The organism is Pseudomonas sp. 1 (genome assembly GCF_056626735.1).
Map to the genome: position 1 here is coordinate 164,455 of NZ_JBWXMQ010000006.1, position 17,805 is coordinate 182,259.

The window sequence follows — 17,805 nt, forward strand, 5'->3', positions numbered from 1 at the left end:
TGCCATGTTACGTACAATCAACTTCATGGGCGTCCGCAACTTTGCGTTCGGCGTCACAGTATTTCTGACCTTGCTGGCCATCTTCAGTGTGTTCCACAAGGGCATGAACTGGGGACTGGACTTCACCGGTGGTACGCTCATCGAGCTGACCTACGAGCGTCCGGCTGACGTCACCAAGGTGCGCGAGCAGCTGGTGACTTCGGGTTACCACGAGGCCGTCGTGCAGAACTTCGGTGCAACCACCGATCTGCTGGTGCGCATGCCGGGTGAAGACCCGCAACTGGGTCATCAGGTTGCAGAAGCGCTGCAAAAGGTCGGCGGCGATAATCCTGCTACCGTCAAGCGCGTGGAGTTCGTCGGCCCGCAGGTCGGTGAAGAGCTGCGTGACCAGGGCGGCCTCGGCATGCTGCTGGCACTCGGCGGCATCCTGATCTACCTGGCTTTCCGCTTTCAGTGGAAGTTCGCGGTCGGCGCCATCGTATCGCTGGTCCACGACGTGATCGTGACCATCGGTATCCTGTCGTTTTTCCAGATCACCTTCGACCTGACGGTGTTGGCGGCGGTGCTGGCGATCATCGGCTACTCGCTCAACGACACCATCGTCGTATTCGACCGGGTGCGTGAGAACTTCCGTGTCCTGCGCAAGGCTTCGCTGATCGAGAACATCAACATCTCGACAACTCAGACTCTGCTGCGGACCATGGCGACGTCGATCTCCACCCTGCTGGCGATCGCGGCGCTGCTGTTCTTTGGTGGCGATAACCTGTTCGGCTTCTCCATCGCCCTGTTTATCGGTGTTCTGGCGGGTACCTACTCGTCGATCTACATCGCGAACGTGGTGTTGATCTGGCTGAACCTGAGTTCTGAAGATCTCATTCCTCCGGCCAACACCGAGAAGGAAGTCGACGACCGTCCATAACGGTCATCGTTTTCCCGGCGGTCAGTCAAAAAAGACGCGAGTTGAACTCGCGTCTTTTTTTTTGCTCCAAGGCTGGGAGAAGCGCGGGCGCGTTCCCGCATGTGATGGTCAGGAGGTTCATGTGAACAAGTCGTTGCTGGTTGGTGCGGTATTGGGTGCTGTCGGTGTGACTGCCGGGGGTGCTGTTGCCACCTACAGCCTGGTGAAAAGCGGCCCTGAGTATGCGCAAGTGCTGGCGGTAGAGCCGGTCAAGACACAGATCAAGACTCCACGTGAAGTGTGCAAGGATGTGACGGTGACCCGGCAGGCGCCGGTGAAAGACCAACACCAGATCGCCGGCACCGTGGTCGGTGCGCTGGCAGGTGGCCTGCTGGGTAACCAGATCGGTGGCGGTACCGGCAAGAAGATTGCCACGGTGGCCGGTGCGGTCGGTGGCGGTTACGCCGGTAACAAGGTTCAGGAGGGTATGCAGGAGCGTGATACCTACACGACGACTCAGACTCGCTGCAACACGGTGAATGACATCAACGACAAGGTCGTGGGCTATGACGTCCGGTATTCGCTGGACGGCAAGGAAGGCAAGGTGCGGATGGATCGTGATCCGGGCAACCAGATTCCGGTCGACAAGGAAGGCAAGCTGATCCTGTCGCAGAACCAGCCAGGTCAGTGATTGGCTGATGGCTTATAGAAAAAGCACCTTTCGAGGTGCTTTTTTCATGCCCATAAAAAAACACCCCGAAGGGTGTTTTTGGTTTCGCGAAACGCTTAGCGCTTCAGCGAGGCCGGCAGGTGCGGCTGGATCGCCGTCAGAACTGCCTTGAAGCATTTGGTGTTGCCGGCAACGACGTGGCCTTTTTCAAGGAAGTCGTGACCGCCGGTGAAGTCGCTCACCAGACCGCCTGCTTCCTGAATCAGCAGGGCGCCGGCAGCCATGTCCCATTCGGACAGACCCGACTCCCAAAACGCATCGAAACGACCGGCGGCTACGTAAGCCAGGTCCAGGCTCGCCGCACCGGCGCGGCGGATACCGGCAGTCTGGCCAACCAGGGCGCGGAACATGCCAAGGTAGTTGTCGAGGTTGTCCATCTGGTCGTCACGGAACGGGAAACCGGTGCCGAGCAGGGCGCCTTCAAGGCTGGTGCGACCGCTGACACGCAGGCGACGACCATTCAGTTGAGCGCCGCGACCACGGCTGGCGGTGAATTCTTCCTGACGAACCGGATCCAGAACAACGGCGTGTTCCAGGCGGCCGCGGTATTTGCAGGCAATGCTGACAGCGAAGTGAGGAATGCCGCGCAGGAAGTTGGTGGTGCCGTCCAGTGGATCGATGATCCACAGGTATTCTTCGCCTTCGATGCCGGTGCCGGCGTGCAGGCCAGTCTCTTCACCCATGATCGAGTGATTCGGGTAAGCCTTGCGCAGGGCGTCGATGATTTTCTGTTCGGCAGCGCGATCTACCTCGGATACGTAATCCTTGGCGTCTTTTTCGTCGACCTTGATGGTATCCAGGCGCTCGATGGAGCGGAAGATCAGTTCACTGGCGCTGCGGGCGGCGCGCAGCGCGATATTCAGCATGGGCTGCATGGATGTGTCACCTAAGGTTGTTAAAGAAAGCCGCGCATTCTATCAGAACTTTTCTTCAGGTGAAGGTCGCTGTTCGCTTTCATAGCTTAACGGTAGGCTGTTCTGTAAGATTTGCACCCCTTTGCCGAGTCCGAGAGCGCCCGCCGTGCTGCAAAATATTCGTGTCGTCCTGGTCAATACCAGCCATCCGGGAAACATCGGCGGGACCGCGCGCGCCATGAAAAACATGGGTCTGTCGCGTCTGGTGCTGGTTGATCCGCGTGTCTTTCCGCATCACGAAGCCGATGCCCGCGCTTCGGGTGCCGGCGACATCCTTGAAAACGCGCAAGTCGTCGCCACCTTGGAAGACGCCCTGGTCGGTTGCAATCTGGTTCTCGGCACCAGTGCCCGTGACCGGCGTATTCCCTGGCCATTGCTGGATCCGCGCGAGTGCGGGACCAAAGTGGTCGAGGAGGCAGGGCAGGGCGCGGAAATCGCGCTGGTGTTCGGTCGTGAAGATTCCGGCCTGACCAATGACGAGCTGCAGCGATGTCACTATCACGTGCACATCCCCTCCGATCCTGGGTTCAGCTCGCTGAACCTCGGGGCGGCGGTGCAGGTGTTGAGTTATGAAGTGCGCATGGCGTGGCTGGCTGCACAAGGCCAGCCGACCAAGATCGAGAAGGAAGAAGTGGCCTCCGTGAAAAGCGCAGAGCTTGCGACCATGGATGAGCTGGAGCGGTTCTATGAACACCTTGAGCAAACCCTGGTGGCCATCGAATTCCTCGATCCGGAAAAACCGCGGCACTTGATGGCGCGCCTGCGCCGGTTGTACGGACGCAGCTCGGTCAGCCGGGCGGAAATGAATATTTTGCGTGGCATCCTCACGGAAACCCAGAAAGCGGCCCGTGGCGAGCTCCTTAAGCGGAAGGATTAATGATGTTCGAGCGTTTGCGTGAAGATATCCAGAGCGTATTCCACCGAGACCCGGCGGCGCGTAACGCTTTTGAAGTCCTGACCTGCTACCCCGGCATGCATGCAATCTGGATTCACCGACTGGCCGGCATGCTCTGGCGCAACGATTTGAAATGGCTGGCGCGGCTGGTGTCGAACTTCGGTCGCTGGCTGACCGGGATCGAGATCCATCCGGGCGCCAAGGTCGGTCGACGCTTCTTCATTGACCATGGCATGGGCATCGTGATCGGCGAAACCGCTGAAATCGGCGATGACGTGACGATCTATCAGGGTGTGACTCTGGGTGGCACCAGCTGGAACAAGGGCAAGCGTCACCCGACGCTCGGTGACGGCGTTGTGGTGGGTGCGGGCGCAAAGGTGCTTGGTCCGTTCACTGTAGGTGCTGGCGCCAAGGTCGGTTCCAACGCCGTGGTCACCAAGGAAGTGCCTCCGGGCGCCACTGTTGTGGGGATTCCGGGGCGGATCATCGTCAAGTCTGATGATGAGGTCGACGCCAAGCGCAAGGCGATGGCCGAAAAGATCGGTTTCGATGCCTACGGCGTCAGCGAAGACATGCCCGATCCGGTGGCGCGCGCCATTGGCCAGTTGCTCGATCACCTGCAAGCGGTGGACGGGCGTCTGGAGGGAATGTGCGGCGCGTTGAAGGATCTGGGCAGCAATTACTGTGCGAAAGATCTGCCCGAGCTGCGTGAAGAAGACTTCGCCTGCGTCAAGGGCAAGGACGAATCCAAGCTCCATTGACGTGCTTGCAGGGCTGCTGCCGACCGGTGTGCCATTAGGCCGCAGACCCTGCTATCATTCGCGCGCTCTTTTGCGGGTAAACCCGACTAAAGCACTAGGTCTTATAGTTGACTTAAATGCTCGGGAATTGCATACTCCCGCCCATTCCGAACTCCGTGGTAATTGTCCATGCGACTGACTACAAAAGGCCGATACGCCGTGACCGCCATGCTTGACCTGGCGTTGCACGCGCAACACGGGCCCGTGTCCCTGGCCGATATCTCCGAGCGCCAAGGCATCTCCCTGTCCTATCTCGAACAGCTTTTCGCCAAGCTGCGCCGCAGCAACCTGGTTTCCAGTGTTCGCGGTCCGGGCGGTGGCTACCAGTTGTCCCGCGACATGCAGGGCATCCAGGTGGCGCAGGTGATCGATGCGGTGAACGAATCGGTCGATGCAACAAAATGCCAGGGCCAGGGCGACTGCCACTCCGGTGACACTTGCCTGACCCACCACCTGTGGTGCGATCTGAGCCTGCAGATTCACGAATTTCTCAGCGGTATCAGCTTGGCCGACCTCGTAACTCGCCGTGAGGTGCAGGAAGTGGCCCAGCGTCAGGATCAGCGTCGTTGCAATGGCAAGGCGCCGCGCCTGGACAAGATTGAAGCGTCCGCCGTCGAATGACAGCCAGAGAGCTAGCGGCACGCCAGCCAGCCTGATTTAGGAGATAGTCCATGAAATTGCCGATTTACCTTGATTACTCTGCGACCACCCCGGTCGATCCGCGCGTTGCGCAAAAAATGAGTGAATGCCTGCTGGTCGACGGAAACTTCGGCAACCCGGCGTCCCGTTCCCACGTGTTCGGCTGGAAAGCCGAGGAGTCCGTCGAAAACGCCCGTCGTCAGGTGGCCGACCTGGTCAACGCCGACCCGCGTGAAATCGTCTGGACCTCCGGTGCCACCGAGTCCGACAACCTGGCAATCAAGGGTGCGGCACATTTCTACGCCTCCAAGGGCAAGCACCTGATCACCTCCAAGATCGAACACAAGGCTGTCCTCGACACCATGCGCCAGCTGGAGCGTGAAGGTTTCGAAGTCACCTACCTCGATCCGACCGAAGACGGCCTGATCACCCCGGCCATGATCGAAGCCGCGCTGCGCGAAGACACCATCCTGGTGTCGGTGATGCACGTGAACAACGAAATCGGCACCGTCAACGACATTGCCGCCATCGGCGAGCTGACCCGTTCCAAAGGCATCCTGTTCCACGTCGACGCCGCTCAGTCCACCGGCAAGGTCGAAATCGACCTGCAGAAACTGAAAGTCGACATGATGTCGTTCTCCGCGCACAAGACCTACGGCCCTAAAGGCATCGGCGCGTTGTATGTCAGCCGCAAGCCGCGTGTGCGCATTGAAGCGACCATGCACGGCGGCGGTCATGAGCGCGGCATGCGTTCCGGCACCCTGGCGACTCACCAGATCGTCGGCATGGGCGAAGCGTTCCGTGTGGCCAAGGAAGACATGGCTGCCGAAAACGTTCGCATCAAGGCATTGAGCGATCGCTTCTACAAGCAGGTCGAGCATCTGGAGGAGCTGTACGTCAATGGCAGCCTCACCGCGCGCGTTCCGCACAACCTGAACCTGAGCTTCAACTACGTTGAAGGCGAGTCGCTGATCATGGCGCTCAAGGATCTGGCGGTTTCGTCCGGTTCGGCCTGCACCTCGGCGTCGCTGGAGCCTTCGTACGTACTGCGCGCCCTGGGCCGCAATGACGAACTGGCACACAGCTCGATCCGTTTTACCTTCGGCCGTTTCACCACCGAGGAAGAAATCGACTACGCCGCGCAGAAAGTCTGCGAGGCCGTTACCAAGCTGCGCGCTCTGTCGCCGCTGTGGGACATGTACAAAGACGGCGTCGATATCTCGAAGATCGAGTGGGCGGCACACTAAATATAGAAGCCGCCGGATACGGATCCTGTAGCGACGCGGCGGTTTACGCAGCGCAGTTGCGGGGTCTCAAGAGCGGCCCTGATGAGTGAGGATTGAGAATCATGGCTTACAGCGAAAAGGTCATCGACCACTACGAAAACCCGCGTAACGTCGGCAAGATGAACGCCGAAGATCCGGACGTTGGCACCGGCATGGTCGGCGCTCCGGCGTGCGGCGACGTGATGCGTCTGCAAATCAAGGTCAACGATCAGGGCGTTATCGAAGACGCCAAGTTCAAGACCTACGGCTGCGGTTCGGCTATCGCCTCCAGCTCCCTCGCTACCGAGTGGATGAAAGGCAAGACCCTGGACGAAGCTGAAACCATCAAGAACACTCAGCTGGCTGAAGAACTGGCCCTGCCGCCAGTGAAAATCCACTGCTCGGTTCTCGCTGAAGACGCCATCAAGGCCGCCGTTCGCGATTACAAGCAGAAGAAAGGCTTGATCTGACTTTCAAGATTTGGCGACGAGTAAGGAGTCAACGATGGCTATCAGCATGACAGAAGCGGCTGCTCGACACGTGCGGCGCTCCCTTGACGGGCGCGGCAAGGGTGAGGGGATTCGTCTGGGTGTTCGCACCACGGGCTGTTCCGGCCTTGCCTACGTGCTGGAGTTTGTCGACGAGGTGGTTGCAGAAGATCAGGTGTTCGAGAGTCACGGCGAGAAAGTGATCATCGACCCGAAAAGCCTGGCCTACCTCGACGGCACCGAGCTCGACTTCGTCAAGGAAGGGTTGAACGAAGGCTTCAAGTTCAACAACCCCAACGTACGCGGTGAATGTGGCTGCGGCGAAAGCTTCAACATCTGAGGCTTGTCGTGGGTACTCCTTGTCATTTCGCTTTATTCGAGCTGCAACCGGGCTTTCGCCTGGATCTCGAGCAGTTGGCCACGCGCTATCGCGAGTTGGCGCGCGGCGTTCATCCTGACCGCTTTGCCGATGCTTCCGAGCGCGAGCAGCGGTCGGCGCTCGAGCAGTCTGCGCGGCTCAACGATGCCTACCAGACACTCAAGAGTCCGGCCCGGCGTGCACGCTACCTGCTGACCATCAGCGGGCATGAAGTGCCGATGGAAGTCACCGTCCACGATCCCGAGTTTCTTTTGCAGCAGATGCAATGGCGCGAAGAACTCGAAGATCTGCAGGACAGTGCCGACCTGGACGGTGTCGCGGCTTTCAAGCGTCGCCTGAAAACCGCGCAGGAAGAGCTCAACGAAAGCTTCGCAGCCTGTTGGGATGATGCAGCGCAACGCGAACAGGCCGAACGCCTGATGCGGCGCATGCAGTTCCTCGACAAGCTCACCTACGAAGTGCGCCAGTTAGAAGAGCGCCTCGACGATTAACCCAGTGCCGCTCCGGTCGCACGCCTGATATACAGATAAGTCCTGATCACGATGGCCCTACTGCAGATCGCCGAACCCGGCCAAAGTCCTCAACCGCACCAGCGTCGTCTGGCTGTGGGGATCGACTTGGGTACTACCAATTCGCTGGTCGCTGCATTGCGCAGTGGTCTTTCCGAGCCGCTGGCCGATGCCGAAGGACGGGTCATCCTGCCTTCCGCCGTGCGTTATCACGCCGATCGCGTCGAAGTCGGCGAGTCGGCCAAGCTGGCTGCGTCCTCCGACCCCCTGAATACCGTGCTGTCGGTCAAACGCCTGATGGGGCGTGGTCTGTCCGACGTCAAGCAATTGGGCGATCAGCTGCCGTACCGCTTTGTCGGCGGCGAATCGCACATGCCGTTCATCGACACCGTGCAGGGCCCGAAAAGCCCGGTCGAGGTTTCCGCCGATATCCTGAAAGTATTGCGTCAGCGTGCTGAAGCCACCCTTGGCGGCGAGCTGGTGGGCGCGGTGATCACCGTTCCGGCGTATTTCGACGATGCCCAGCGCCAGGCTACTAAGGATGCGGCGAAACTCGCCGGTCTGAACGTGCTGCGTCTGCTCAATGAACCGACCGCAGCAGCGGTGGCATACGGTCTGGATCAGCATGCCGAAGGCCTGGTCGCCATTTACGACCTGGGTGGCGGCACATTCGATATTTCGATTCTGCGTCTGACCGGCGGTGTGTTCGAAGTCCTGGCCACCGGTGGCGACAGTGCCCTGGGCGGTGACGATTTCGATCATGCGATTGCCGGCTGGATCATCCAGAGTGCCGGTTTGTCCGCCGACCTCGATCCGGGTGCACAGCGCAGCTTGCTGCAAGCCGCTTGCGCTGCCAAAGAAGCCCTGACGGACTCTGACACTGTTGAAGTTGCCTACGGCGACTGGAAAGCACAGCTGACCCGCGAAGCCTTCGATGCGTTGATCGAACCGATGGTCGCCCGCAGTCTTAAAGCCTGCCGCCGTGCCGTGCGTGACTCCGGCGTCGAGCTGGAAGACGTGCACGCCGTGGTCATGGTCGGTGGTTCGACCCGCGTTCCGCGTGTTCGCGAAGCTGTCGCCGAAGCGTTCGGTCGTCAGCCGCTGACCGAAATCGACCCGGATCAAGTGGTGGCCATTGGTGCCGCGATCCAGGCCGATACGCTGGCCGGCAACAAGCGTGATGGCGGCGAATTGCTGCTGCTCGACGTGATTCCGTTGTCCCTGGGTCTGGAAACCATGGGCGGTCTGATGGAGAAGGTGATTCCGCGCAACACCACCATCCCCGTCGCACGCGCCCAGGACTTCACCACCTATAAAGATGGCCAGTCGGCCATGGCGATCCATGTGTTGCAGGGCGAGCGTGAGTTGATCAGCGATTGCCGCTCACTGGCTCGCTTCGAATTGCGCGGCATCCCGGCGATGGTGGCCGGCGCGGCGAAAATTCGTGTGACCTTCCAGGTCGATGCCGACGGTCTGCTCAGCGTCTCGGCCCGTGAACTGGGTTCGGGCGTTGAGGCGAGCATCCAGGTCAAGCCGTCCTACGGGCTGACCGACGGCGAAATCGCCAAGATGCTGAAAGATTCGTTCCAGCACGCCAATGACGACAAGGTCGCTCGCGTGCTTCGCGAGCAGCAAGTCGATGCCCAGCGCCTGATCGAAGCGGTGCAGGGGGCTCTGGAGGCGGATGGCGAGCGTTTGCTCGACGCCGAAGAGCGCATGGTCATCGATCTGCAGGTGCAGGAACTGACCGAACTGATGAAAGGCACTGATGGCTATGCCATCGAGCAGCAGACCAAGCGTCTGTCGCAAGTGACCGATGCTTTTGCAGCCCGTCGTATGGATCAGACGGTGAAAGCCGCTCTGTCGGGGCGCAATCTGAATGAAATCGAGGATATCTGATGCCGCAGGTCATTTTTCTGCCCCACGAGAAGTTCTGCCCTGAAGGCATGGTGGTCGAGGCTGAGCCCGGCACTTCGATTCTCGAGCTGGCCCACGAACACCATATCGAGATGGAAAGCGCCTGCGGCGGTGTCTGTGCCTGCACCACTTGCCACTGCATCATCCGCGAGGGTTTCGACTCGCTGGAAGAGGCTGACGAGCTGGAAGAAGACTTCCTTGATCGCGCCTGGGGTCTGGAAGCGCAATCGCGTCTGGCCTGTCAGGCGATCGTCGGTGAAGAAGACATCACCGTCGAAATCCCGAAATATTCGCTTAACCATGCGGCCGAAGCGCCGCACTGACTGGTAAGACTGTCATGAGCTACGGTTGGAATGATGTTCAACGTATTGCAGAAGAGCTGGCCGAGGCCCATGAGGGGCTCGATCCGTATTCTGTAGGTTTTTTCCGTCTGCAGCATATGATCGAGGAACTGCCTGACTTCGATAAGACTTCTGGCCGCGTTGGCGAGAAGGTTCTGGAAGCGGTTCAGGAGCTCTGGGCCAATGAATTGGGCTGATCGTCTCGCAGGTTAGGCAATACCCAAGAACCCGCGTATAATTCGCGGGTTTAATTTTTCGCAAATTACCGTTTCTGGAGTTACACCATGGCTGTTCAACGTACTTTCTCCATCATCAAGCCTGACGCCGTTGCAAAAGGCGCTGCCGGCGAAATCGTTACCCGTTTCGAAAAGGCTGGTCTGAAAGTGGTTGCTTCGAAAATGAAGCAGCTGTCCAAAGCCGAAGCTGAAGGCTTCTACGCTGAGCACAAAGAGCGCGGTTTCTTCGGTGACCTGGTTGCTTTCATGATCTCCGGTCCAGTGGTTGTTCAGGTTCTGGAAGGCGAAAACGCCATCGCTCGCAACCGTGAGCTGATGGGCGCTACCAACCCTAAAGAAGCTGCTCCAGGCACCATCCGTGCCGACTTCGCTGAATCGATCGACGCCAACGCCGTTCACGGTTCGGACTCCGAAGCCGCTGCCGCTCGCGAAATCTCGTACTTCTTCGCAGCTACCGAAGTAACCACTCGCTAAGCATTGGCTTGAGAGTGAAGGTGAATCCATGACGATATCGACTGTTAAAACCAACCTGCTGGGGCTGACCCAGCCGGAAATGGAAAAATTCTTCGACTCAATCGGGGAGAAGCGTTTCCGTGCCGGTCAGGTAATGAAATGGATTCACCACTTTGGCGTCGATGATTTCGACGCCATGACGAACGTCAGCAAGGCCTTGCGCGAAAAGCTCAAGGCTGTTGCCGAGGTCCGTGGTCCCGAAGTGGTCAGCGAGGACATTTCCAGCGACGGCACCCGCAAGTGGGTGGTGCGCGTGGCGTCCGGCAGCTGTGTCGAGACCGTTTACATCCCCCAGGGCAAACGCGGCACTCTGTGCGTTTCGTCCCAGGCAGGCTGTGCCCTGGACTGCAGTTTCTGCTCCACCGGCAAGCAAGGCTTCAACAGCAACCTCACCGCCGCCGAAGTCATCGGCCAGGTGTGGATTGCCAACAAATCCTTCGGCAGTGTTCCGGCTACCATCGACCGCGCCATCACCAACGTGGTGATGATGGGCATGGGCGAACCGCTGCTGAACTTCGACAACGTCGTGGCCGCCATGCATCTGATGATGGATGACCTGGGCTACGGGATCTCCAAGCGCCGCGTGACCCTGTCCACGTCGGGTGTGGTGCCGATGATCGATGAGCTGGCCAAGCATATCGACGTATCCCTGGCGTTGTCCCTGCACGCACCGAATGACGCATTGCGTAACCAATTGGTGCCGATCAACAAGAAATATCCGCTTAAGATGCTGCTCGAGTCGTGCCAGCGCTACATGTCCGAACTGGGCGAGAAGCGCGTGCTGACCATCGAGTACACCTTGCTCAAGGACGTCAATGACAAGCTTGAGCACGCCGTGGAAATGATCGAGTTGCTGAAAGACATTCCGTGCAAGATCAACCTGATTCCGTTCAACCCGTTCCCGCATTCCGGGTACGAGCGGCCGAGCAACAACGCCATCCGCCGTTTCCAGGATCAGCTTCACCAGGCCGGTTTCAACGTCACTGTGCGCACCACTCGTGGTGAAGACATCGACGCGGCTTGTGGTCAATTGGTAGGGCAGGTGCTGGATCGCACCCGTCGCAGCGAACGTTACATCGCCGTGCGTGAATTGAGCGCCGACAGCGATCTGGCACAGAACGCCGCGAACACTAACTAAGAGAGGATCTCTATGTCCCTGCGCTTTGCGCTGCTGTTGCTGTTGACCAGCCTGTGTGCTGGTTGTGTCCTGTCGGGCGATTACAACCCGATGAAGACCAGCAAGGGCCGTGACGAAGCGCGGGCTGCCTACGTGCAGCTGGGGCTGGGATACTTGCAGCAGGGCATGACCGAGCGGGCCAAGGTTCCACTGAAGAAGGCCCTGGAGCTGGACGGTTCGGATCCCGACGCCAATGCCGCGCTGGGGCTGGTATTCCAGGCTGAAATGGAACCGAAACTGGCTGACGAACACTTCCTCAAAGCCTTGTCCTCCCGTCCCGCCGATGCACGCATCCTCAACAACTACGGCAGTTTTCTCTACGAAGAACAGCGTTACAAGGAAGCCTACGAGCGATTTGAACAGGCAGCCGCCGATACCCTGTATCCTGAGCGTTCGCGGGTATTCGAAAACCTCGGCATGACGGCGGCGAAGCTCGGGGAGCGTGATCTGGCGCAGCAGCAGCTGGAAAAAGCGCTGCGTTTGAACCGCCAGCAGCCAAGGGCATTGCTGGAAATGGCTGAGTTGTCATTCGAAGACAGGCATTATGTGCCCGCGCGTGACTATTACGACCGTTTCAGCCAGCTCTCCGAGCAAAATGCACGTAGTCTGTTGCTCGCCGTTCGGTTGGCAAAAGTATTTGAAGATCGCGACAAGGCCGCCAGTGCGGGCCTGCAATTAAAACGACTCTATCCCGGTACGCCGGAATATCAGCAATACCTGTCGGAGCAATGATGAAAGCGGCGCATCCCGAAGTTGTAGCAGCGAATCGCGTTAATCCCGGTGAGACCCTGCGCCAGGCCCGCGAAAGCAATGGCTGGTCGCTGGCCGAAGTGGCCCTCAAGCTCAACCTCACCGTGACTTCCCTGAGCAATCTTGAAGCCGGCGCATTCGACAAGTTGCCCGGGCATACCTTTGCTCGCGGCTACATTCGCGCGTACGCCAAATTGCTTGGCATGGACCAGACCGTTCTGGTCCAGCAATTCGACCAGTCCACCGGCACCGATTCCCAGGGCAGCAACGTCCACGCCCTGGGCCGTATCGAAGAGCCGGTGCGGGTTTCCCACACCATTTTGCGTATCGTCAGCCTGTTGCTGCTGATTGCGGTCATCGGCGGCGGTTTCGTCTGGTGGCAGGATCAGACTTCGCTGCGTACCAAGGACCTGATCGGCCTGACCCCGGAACACGTCGAAGTCGAAGGCGCCGACGGCACCACCCAGATTCATCCGCTGGACGAGCCGGAAGACCAGGCCGTCGCGGAAGGCGAGGCCGAGGGCTCCACCTCTCTGGCGCTGCCACAGTCGGAAACCACGGCTGAATCGACCGGTGCCGAGACTGCAGCCCCAGCGACCGCACCGGTTGCTCCGGCACCCGCTGCGCCAGCCGCCACTCCGGCTGCCCCGGCCCATACGCCAGCGCCTGTGGTTACTGCTCCAGCGAATCCGGCACCTGCCGCTCCGACCACGCCGGCGCCGACCGTCACCGCCCCGGCTGCTCCGGTCGTCGCTGCACCCGCGCCGACAGCGCCAGTTGCTCCGGCTGCAGGTCAAGGCCAGGTTCAGGTGCAGTTCATCGCCGATTGCTGGACTCAAGTGACCGATGGCAGCGGCAAAGTGCTGTACAGCGGCCTCAAGCGTAAGGGCGACAGCCTGTCTGTCGTCGGCAAGCCTCCGTTTGCCGTGCGTCTGGGCGTAGCCCGTGGCGCCCAGGTCAGCTACAACGGCCAGCCGGTCGATGTTGCTCCGTTCACCAGTGGCGAGACCGCTCGCCTGAAGTTGGGTCAATAAGTCATGCACGGCGAATCTCCAATCAAACGTCGCGAATCGCGCAAGATCTGGGTCGGTAACGTGCCCGTGGGCGGCGATGCCCCTATCGCTGTGCAGAGCATGACCAACAGCGACACCAATGACGTCGCTGCCACCGTCGCGCAGATCAACCGTCTGGAAGCCGCCGGCGTCGACATCGTCCGCGTTTCGGTGCCGGACATGGACGCCGCCGAGGCGTTCGGCAAGATCAAGCAACTGGTCAAGGTGCCGTTGGTTGCCGACATCCATTTCGACTACAAGATCGCTTTGCGCGTGGCCGAACTGGGTGTGGATTGCCTGCGCATCAACCCGGGCAACATCGGTCGCGAAGACCGAGTGCGTGCGGTGGTCGATGCCGCCCGTGACCGCGGTATCCCGATCCGTATCGGCGTCAACGCCGGTTCCCTGGAAAAAGACCTGCAAAAGAAATACGGCGAGCCGACGCCGGCCGCGTTGGTCGAATCCGCCCTGCGTCACGTCGAACACCTTGAACGCCTGAATTTCCAGGACTTCAAGGTCAGCGTGAAGGCTTCCGACGTGTTCATGGCCGTTGAAGCCTACCGTCTGCTGGCCAAGGAAATCGTCCAGCCGCTGCACCTGGGCATCACCGAAGCCGGTGGATTGCGTTCCGGTACAGTGAAATCCGCCGTGGGCCTAGGTATGCTGCTCGCCGAGGGGATTGGCGATACCATCCGCATCTCCCTGGCGGCCGACCCGGTCGAGGAAGTGAAGGTCGGTTACGACATTCTCAAGTCTTTGCATCTGCGTTCCCGTGGCATCAACTTCATCGCCTGCCCGAGCTGCTCGCGGCAGAACTTCGATGTGGTCAAGACCATGAACGAGCTGGAAGGGCGCCTTGAAGACCTGCTGGTGCCGCTGGATGTCGCGGTGATCGGTTGTGTGGTCAACGGCCCCGGCGAAGCCAAGGAAGCCCATATCGGCCTCACCGGCGGCACGCCAAACCTGATTTACATCGACGGCAAGCCGTCGCAGAAACTGACGAATGACAATCTGGTGGACGAGCTGGAAAAGCTGATCCGCGAGAAAGCGGCCGAGAAGGTCGAAGCTGACGCAGCGGTTATCGCGCGCGGCTGATCGAACGAATTAAGGAATTTCTGTGAGCAAGTCCCTGCAAGCCATTCGTGGCATGAACGACATCCTGCCGGAACAGACGCCGGTATGGCGCTACTTCGAAGGCACTGTTTCGCGTTTGCTGGATAACTACGGTTACAAGCAGATCCGCATGCCGATCGTCGAGTTCACCGAGCTGTTCAAGCGCTCGATCGGTGAAGTGACCGACATCGTCGAAAAAGAGATGTACACCTTTGACGATCGCAACGGCGACTCACTGACCCTGCGTCCGGAAGGCACGGCCGCTTGCGTGCGTGCGGTGCTCGAGCACGGCATCACAGGCGGTGGCCAGGTACAGAAACTCTGGTACATCGGCCCGATGTTCCGTCACGAGCGCCCGCAAAAAGGCCGTTATCGCCAGTTTCACCAGATCGGTCTGGAGGTGTTCAACCTCGACGGTCCGGACATCGACGCCGAACTGATCGTGCTGACCTGGCGCCTGTGGGGCGAGCTGGGCATCCGTGATGCGGTCAAGCTCGAGCTCAACAGCCTCGGCACCAGCGAGTCCCGCGGTCGTTATCGTGAAGCGCTGGTCGAGTATCTCTCGGCGCACCACGACAAACTGGACGAAGACAGCCAGCGTCGCCTGAAAACCAACCCGCTGCGCGTGCTCGACACCAAAAATGCCGACACCCAGGCCGTGCTGGTCAATGCGCCGAAAATGGCCGACTACCTGGATGACGAATCCCGTGCCCACTTCGAAGGCCTGAAGGCCCGTCTGGATGCCGTCGGCATTCCTTACGTGCTGAACCCGAAGCTGGTGCGTGGTCTGGATTACTACAGCAAGACCGTATTCGAATGGGTCACCGACAAGCTCGGCGCCCAGGGCACCGTCTGCGCGGGTGGGCGCTATGACGGCCTGGTCGAGCAGATGGGCGGCAAGCCGACTCCGGGCGTCGGTTTCGCCATGGGCATCGAACGTCTGGTGCTGCTGCTGGAAACCCTGGAGCAGATTCCGGAAGAAATCTCCCGTCAGGTCGACGTCTATCTCTGCGCCTTCGGCGAAGAAGCAGAGCTGGCCGGTCTGGCCCTGGCCGAGCGTGTACGCGACCAACTGCCCAACCTGCGTCTGCAAGTCAATGCCGGCGCCGGAAGCTTCAAGAGCCAGTTCAAGAAAGCCGACAAGAGCGGTGCGTTGTACGCACTGATCCTCGGTGACGACGAAATGGCCCAGCAAGTGGTAGGTTTCAAACCCCTGCGTGGCCAGGGCGAACAACAAAGCATTGCCTGGGATGCGCTCGCTGCACACCTGGCCACCTGCGTCGTGCAGGGTTGAAGCTGTCCAAACAGCCGATTTAGCGATTAAGGAGTATTGGGGTGTCGAGTACCGAAGACGAACAGTTGGCGGATTTGAAGGACTGGTGGACACGCAACGGCAAACCTCTGGTCACCGGCGGCCTGTTGGCGCTGGTCATCGTGTTCGGCTGGCAGGCTTATCACAAGTATCAGAGCAACCAGTCGCAAGGCGCCTCGGTGCTCTATCAGCAATTGCTGGAAACCACGCTGACCCCGGACGGCAAGCCTGACGCCGCGCGCGTTGCGGATCTGGCCGGCAAGCTCAACAGCGAATTCGGCGGTTCTGCCTACGCGCAGTACGGCAGCCTGTTCGTGGCCAAGGTAGCGGTCGACAGCGGCAAGCTGGACGACGCGGCGACCGAACTCAAGGCCATCGTGGCCAAACCGGCCAACCCGGCGCTGGGCGAAATCGCCCGTCAGCGTCTGGCGCAGGTACTGGGTGCACAGAACAAGGCCGATGAAGCCCTGAAACTGCTCGAAGGCGATGCCGACAAGTCGTTCCTGGCCACTCGCGAAGAACTCAAGGGCGACCTGCTGGTACAGCTGGGCCGTACCGACGAAGCGAACGCGGCGTATCAAAAAGCCAAGGCGGCACTGTCGGATGAAGCGGCGGTCGGTGGCCTTCAAATCAAGCTGGACGACCTGGCCAAAGGGGATGCGTGACGTGATCGGTTGGAAGCATGCAGCAGTGCTGGCTCTGGCCATTCTGGCCGCGGGTTGCAGCAGCAACAGCAAAAAAGAACTGCCACCGGCCGAGCTGACCGACTTCAAAGAAGAAGTGGTCCTGCACAAGCAGTGGAGCCGTTCGATCGGTGACGGTCAGGGCGAAACGTACAACATGCTGGTGCCGGCGATCGACGGTGACACCATCTACGCGGCCGACGTGACCGGTATCGTGATGGGCCTGGATCGCAGCAATGGCGACGTGAAATGGAAGAAAGACCTTGAACTGCCCGTGTCCGGCGCCGTTGGCGTGGGTTACGGTCTGGTCATGGTCGGCACCCTGCGCGGTGAAGTCGTTGCCCTCGATGCCATCAACGGCGAAGAGAAGTGGCGCTCGCGCGTCAACAGCGAAGTCCTCGCGCCACCGGCCAACAACGGTGACGTGGTGGTGGTACAGACCCAGGACGATCGTCTGATTGGTCTGGACGCGTCCACCGGCAACCAGCGCTGGGTGTATGACAGCACGCCGGCCGTACTGACCCTGCGCGGCACCAGCGCACCGATCGTCACCAACCGCCTCGCGGTGGCTGGCCTGTCGACCGGTAAAGTGGTTGCTCTCGACATTTCCAACGGCGTGCCGGTCTGGGAACAGCGGATCGCGATTCCACAAGGTCGTTCGGAGCTGGAGCGCGTGGTCGACATCGACGGCGGTCTGCTGCTGTCCGGCGGCACCTTGTACGTAGCCAGCTATCAGGGTCGCGTTGCGGCGCTGGATCTGGAAAGCGGCCGTCAACTCTGGCAGCGCGACGCGTCGAGCTACGCCGGTGTTGCACAGGGTTTCGGCAACGTCTACGTAAGCCTGTCGTCGGGCACCGTTGAAGGCGTCGACGAGCGTTCCACCACAGCACTGTGGAGCAACGACTCGCTGGCCCGTCGTCAACTGTCGGCGCCGGAAGTGTTCTCCAGTTACGTTGCAGTTGGTGACCTGGAAGGTTACCTGCACCTGCTGAGTCAGGTGGACGGTCGTTTCGTCGGCCGCGAGCGCATCGACAGCGACGGCCTGCGCGCCCGTCCGCTGGTGGTGGGTGACACGATTTATGTGTATGGCAACAGCGGCAAACTGGAAGCCCTGACCATCAAGTAATGGTTTGACTATGCTTGGGGTTGATCCCCAAGCGGCCCTGCTCCGGCAGGGTTTGCAACACCCATGGG

General features: G+C 60.0%; 21 protein-coding genes. 20 read left to right on the forward strand and 1 reads right to left on the reverse strand.

The genetic code is table 11. The annotated features are described in order from the left end of the window. Positions 1–4: 4 nt before the first annotated feature. Both secF and AC1MDC_RS11290 read left to right on the forward strand, forming a co-directional pair. Positions 5–919: a protein translocase subunit SecF gene (gene secF / locus AC1MDC_RS11285; protein WP_085699848.1), complete on the forward strand. Its 915-nt coding sequence runs from the start codon at positions 5–7 to the stop codon at positions 917–919. Positions 920–1,040: 121 nt separating this feature from the next. Continuing rightward, the gene (locus AC1MDC_RS11290) at positions 1,041–1,589 is read left to right on the forward strand and encodes a glycine zipper 2TM domain-containing protein (protein WP_480393011.1); all 549 of its coding nucleotides are present in this window, start codon (positions 1,041–1,043) and stop codon (positions 1,587–1,589) included. A gap of 95 nt (positions 1,590–1,684) precedes the next feature. Here AC1MDC_RS11290 and suhB read toward each other — a convergent pair whose 3' ends face one another. After that, positions 1,685–2,503 carry a type III secretion system regulator SuhB gene (suhB, locus tag AC1MDC_RS11295; protein ID WP_085699846.1) on the reverse strand — a complete coding sequence of 273 codons (819 nt, stop codon included), beginning with the start codon at positions 2,501–2,503 and terminating at the stop codon, positions 1,685–1,687. 145 nt (positions 2,504–2,648) lie between these two features. Between suhB and trmJ the strand changes: the two genes are divergently transcribed. The 18 genes from trmJ (at position 2,649) to bamB (ending at position 17,737) form a co-directional block, all read left to right on the forward strand. After that, complete coding sequence (trmJ, locus tag AC1MDC_RS11300) at positions 2,649–3,419, forward strand: tRNA (cytosine(32)/uridine(32)-2'-O)-methyltransferase TrmJ (RefSeq protein WP_085699844.1); 771 nt, start codon at positions 2,649–2,651, stop codon at positions 3,417–3,419. A 2-nt stretch (positions 3,420–3,421) separates the two neighbouring features. Continuing rightward, entirely contained in the window at positions 3,422–4,198 is a 777-nt protein-coding gene (gene cysE, locus AC1MDC_RS11305; RefSeq protein ID WP_085699842.1) for a serine O-acetyltransferase, read from the forward strand. 168 nt (positions 4,199–4,366) lie between these two features. Then, complete coding sequence (iscR, locus tag AC1MDC_RS11310; RefSeq protein ID WP_007956690.1) at positions 4,367–4,858, forward strand: Fe-S cluster assembly transcriptional regulator IscR; 492 nt, start codon at positions 4,367–4,369, stop codon at positions 4,856–4,858. A gap of 50 nt (positions 4,859–4,908) precedes the next feature. Further along, entirely contained in the window at positions 4,909–6,123 is a 1,215-nt protein-coding gene (locus AC1MDC_RS11315; RefSeq protein ID WP_064599246.1) for an IscS subfamily cysteine desulfurase, read from the forward strand. 101 nt (positions 6,124–6,224) lie between these two features. After that, a complete protein-coding gene (gene iscU, locus AC1MDC_RS11320; RefSeq protein ID WP_003227907.1) occupies positions 6,225–6,611 on the forward strand; it encodes a Fe-S cluster assembly scaffold IscU in 387 nt (128 codons plus the stop codon). Between the two features lie 34 nt (positions 6,612–6,645). Beyond that, positions 6,646–6,969 (forward strand): iron-sulfur cluster assembly protein IscA, encoded by a 324-nt coding sequence (gene iscA, locus AC1MDC_RS11325; protein ID WP_003227904.1) that lies wholly within the window; start codon positions 6,646–6,648, stop codon positions 6,967–6,969. 8 nt (positions 6,970–6,977) lie between these two features. Continuing rightward, the gene (hscB, locus tag AC1MDC_RS11330; RefSeq protein WP_085699840.1) at positions 6,978–7,499 is read left to right on the forward strand and encodes a co-chaperone HscB; all 522 of its coding nucleotides are present in this window, start codon (positions 6,978–6,980) and stop codon (positions 7,497–7,499) included. A gap of 51 nt (positions 7,500–7,550) precedes the next feature. Then, entirely contained in the window at positions 7,551–9,416 is a 1,866-nt protein-coding gene (gene hscA / locus AC1MDC_RS11335) for a Fe-S protein assembly chaperone HscA (RefSeq protein WP_085699837.1), read from the forward strand. Continuing rightward, positions 9,416–9,757, forward strand: a complete 342-nt coding sequence (gene fdx, locus AC1MDC_RS11340; protein WP_007964424.1) for an ISC system 2Fe-2S type ferredoxin — start codon at positions 9,416–9,418, stop codon at positions 9,755–9,757. The genes hscA and fdx overlap by 1 nt, the downstream gene beginning before the upstream one ends. Before the next feature lie 14 nt (positions 9,758–9,771). Beyond that, entirely contained in the window at positions 9,772–9,972 is a 201-nt protein-coding gene (gene iscX / locus AC1MDC_RS11345; RefSeq protein WP_480393012.1) for a Fe-S cluster assembly protein IscX, read from the forward strand. 87 nt (positions 9,973–10,059) lie between these two features. Continuing rightward, entirely contained in the window at positions 10,060–10,485 is a 426-nt protein-coding gene (gene ndk, locus AC1MDC_RS11350) for a nucleoside-diphosphate kinase (protein WP_065257687.1), read from the forward strand. Positions 10,486–10,513: 28 nt separating this feature from the next. Beyond that, positions 10,514–11,662, forward strand: a complete 1,149-nt coding sequence (rlmN, locus tag AC1MDC_RS11355) for a dual-specificity RNA methyltransferase RlmN (protein ID WP_085699833.1) — start codon at positions 10,514–10,516, stop codon at positions 11,660–11,662. 12 nt (positions 11,663–11,674) lie between these two features. Continuing rightward, a complete protein-coding gene (gene pilW, locus AC1MDC_RS11360) occupies positions 11,675–12,433 on the forward strand; it encodes a type IV pilus biogenesis/stability protein PilW (RefSeq protein ID WP_480393013.1) in 759 nt (252 codons plus the stop codon). Continuing rightward, complete coding sequence (locus tag AC1MDC_RS11365) at positions 12,433–13,485, forward strand: RodZ domain-containing protein (RefSeq protein WP_085699829.1); 1,053 nt, start codon at positions 12,433–12,435, stop codon at positions 13,483–13,485. The genes pilW and AC1MDC_RS11365 overlap by 1 nt, the downstream gene beginning before the upstream one ends. 3 nt (positions 13,486–13,488) lie before the next feature. Continuing rightward, a complete protein-coding gene (ispG, locus tag AC1MDC_RS11370; protein ID WP_007956680.1) occupies positions 13,489–14,598 on the forward strand; it encodes a flavodoxin-dependent (E)-4-hydroxy-3-methylbut-2-enyl-diphosphate synthase in 1,110 nt (369 codons plus the stop codon). A gap of 22 nt (positions 14,599–14,620) precedes the next feature. Next, positions 14,621–15,910 (forward strand): histidine--tRNA ligase, encoded by a 1,290-nt coding sequence (gene hisS / locus AC1MDC_RS11375; protein ID WP_085699827.1) that lies wholly within the window; start codon positions 14,621–14,623, stop codon positions 15,908–15,910. 41 nt (positions 15,911–15,951) lie between these two features. Beyond that, complete coding sequence (locus AC1MDC_RS11380) at positions 15,952–16,593, forward strand: tetratricopeptide repeat protein (RefSeq protein ID WP_011335807.1); 642 nt, start codon at positions 15,952–15,954, stop codon at positions 16,591–16,593. After that, positions 16,586–17,737, forward strand: coding sequence for an outer membrane protein assembly factor BamB (gene bamB / locus AC1MDC_RS11385; protein ID WP_085699825.1), 1,152 nt, complete (start codon positions 16,586–16,588; stop codon positions 17,735–17,737). The genes AC1MDC_RS11380 and bamB overlap by 8 nt, the downstream gene beginning before the upstream one ends. Positions 17,738–17,805 lie beyond the last annotated feature (68 nt).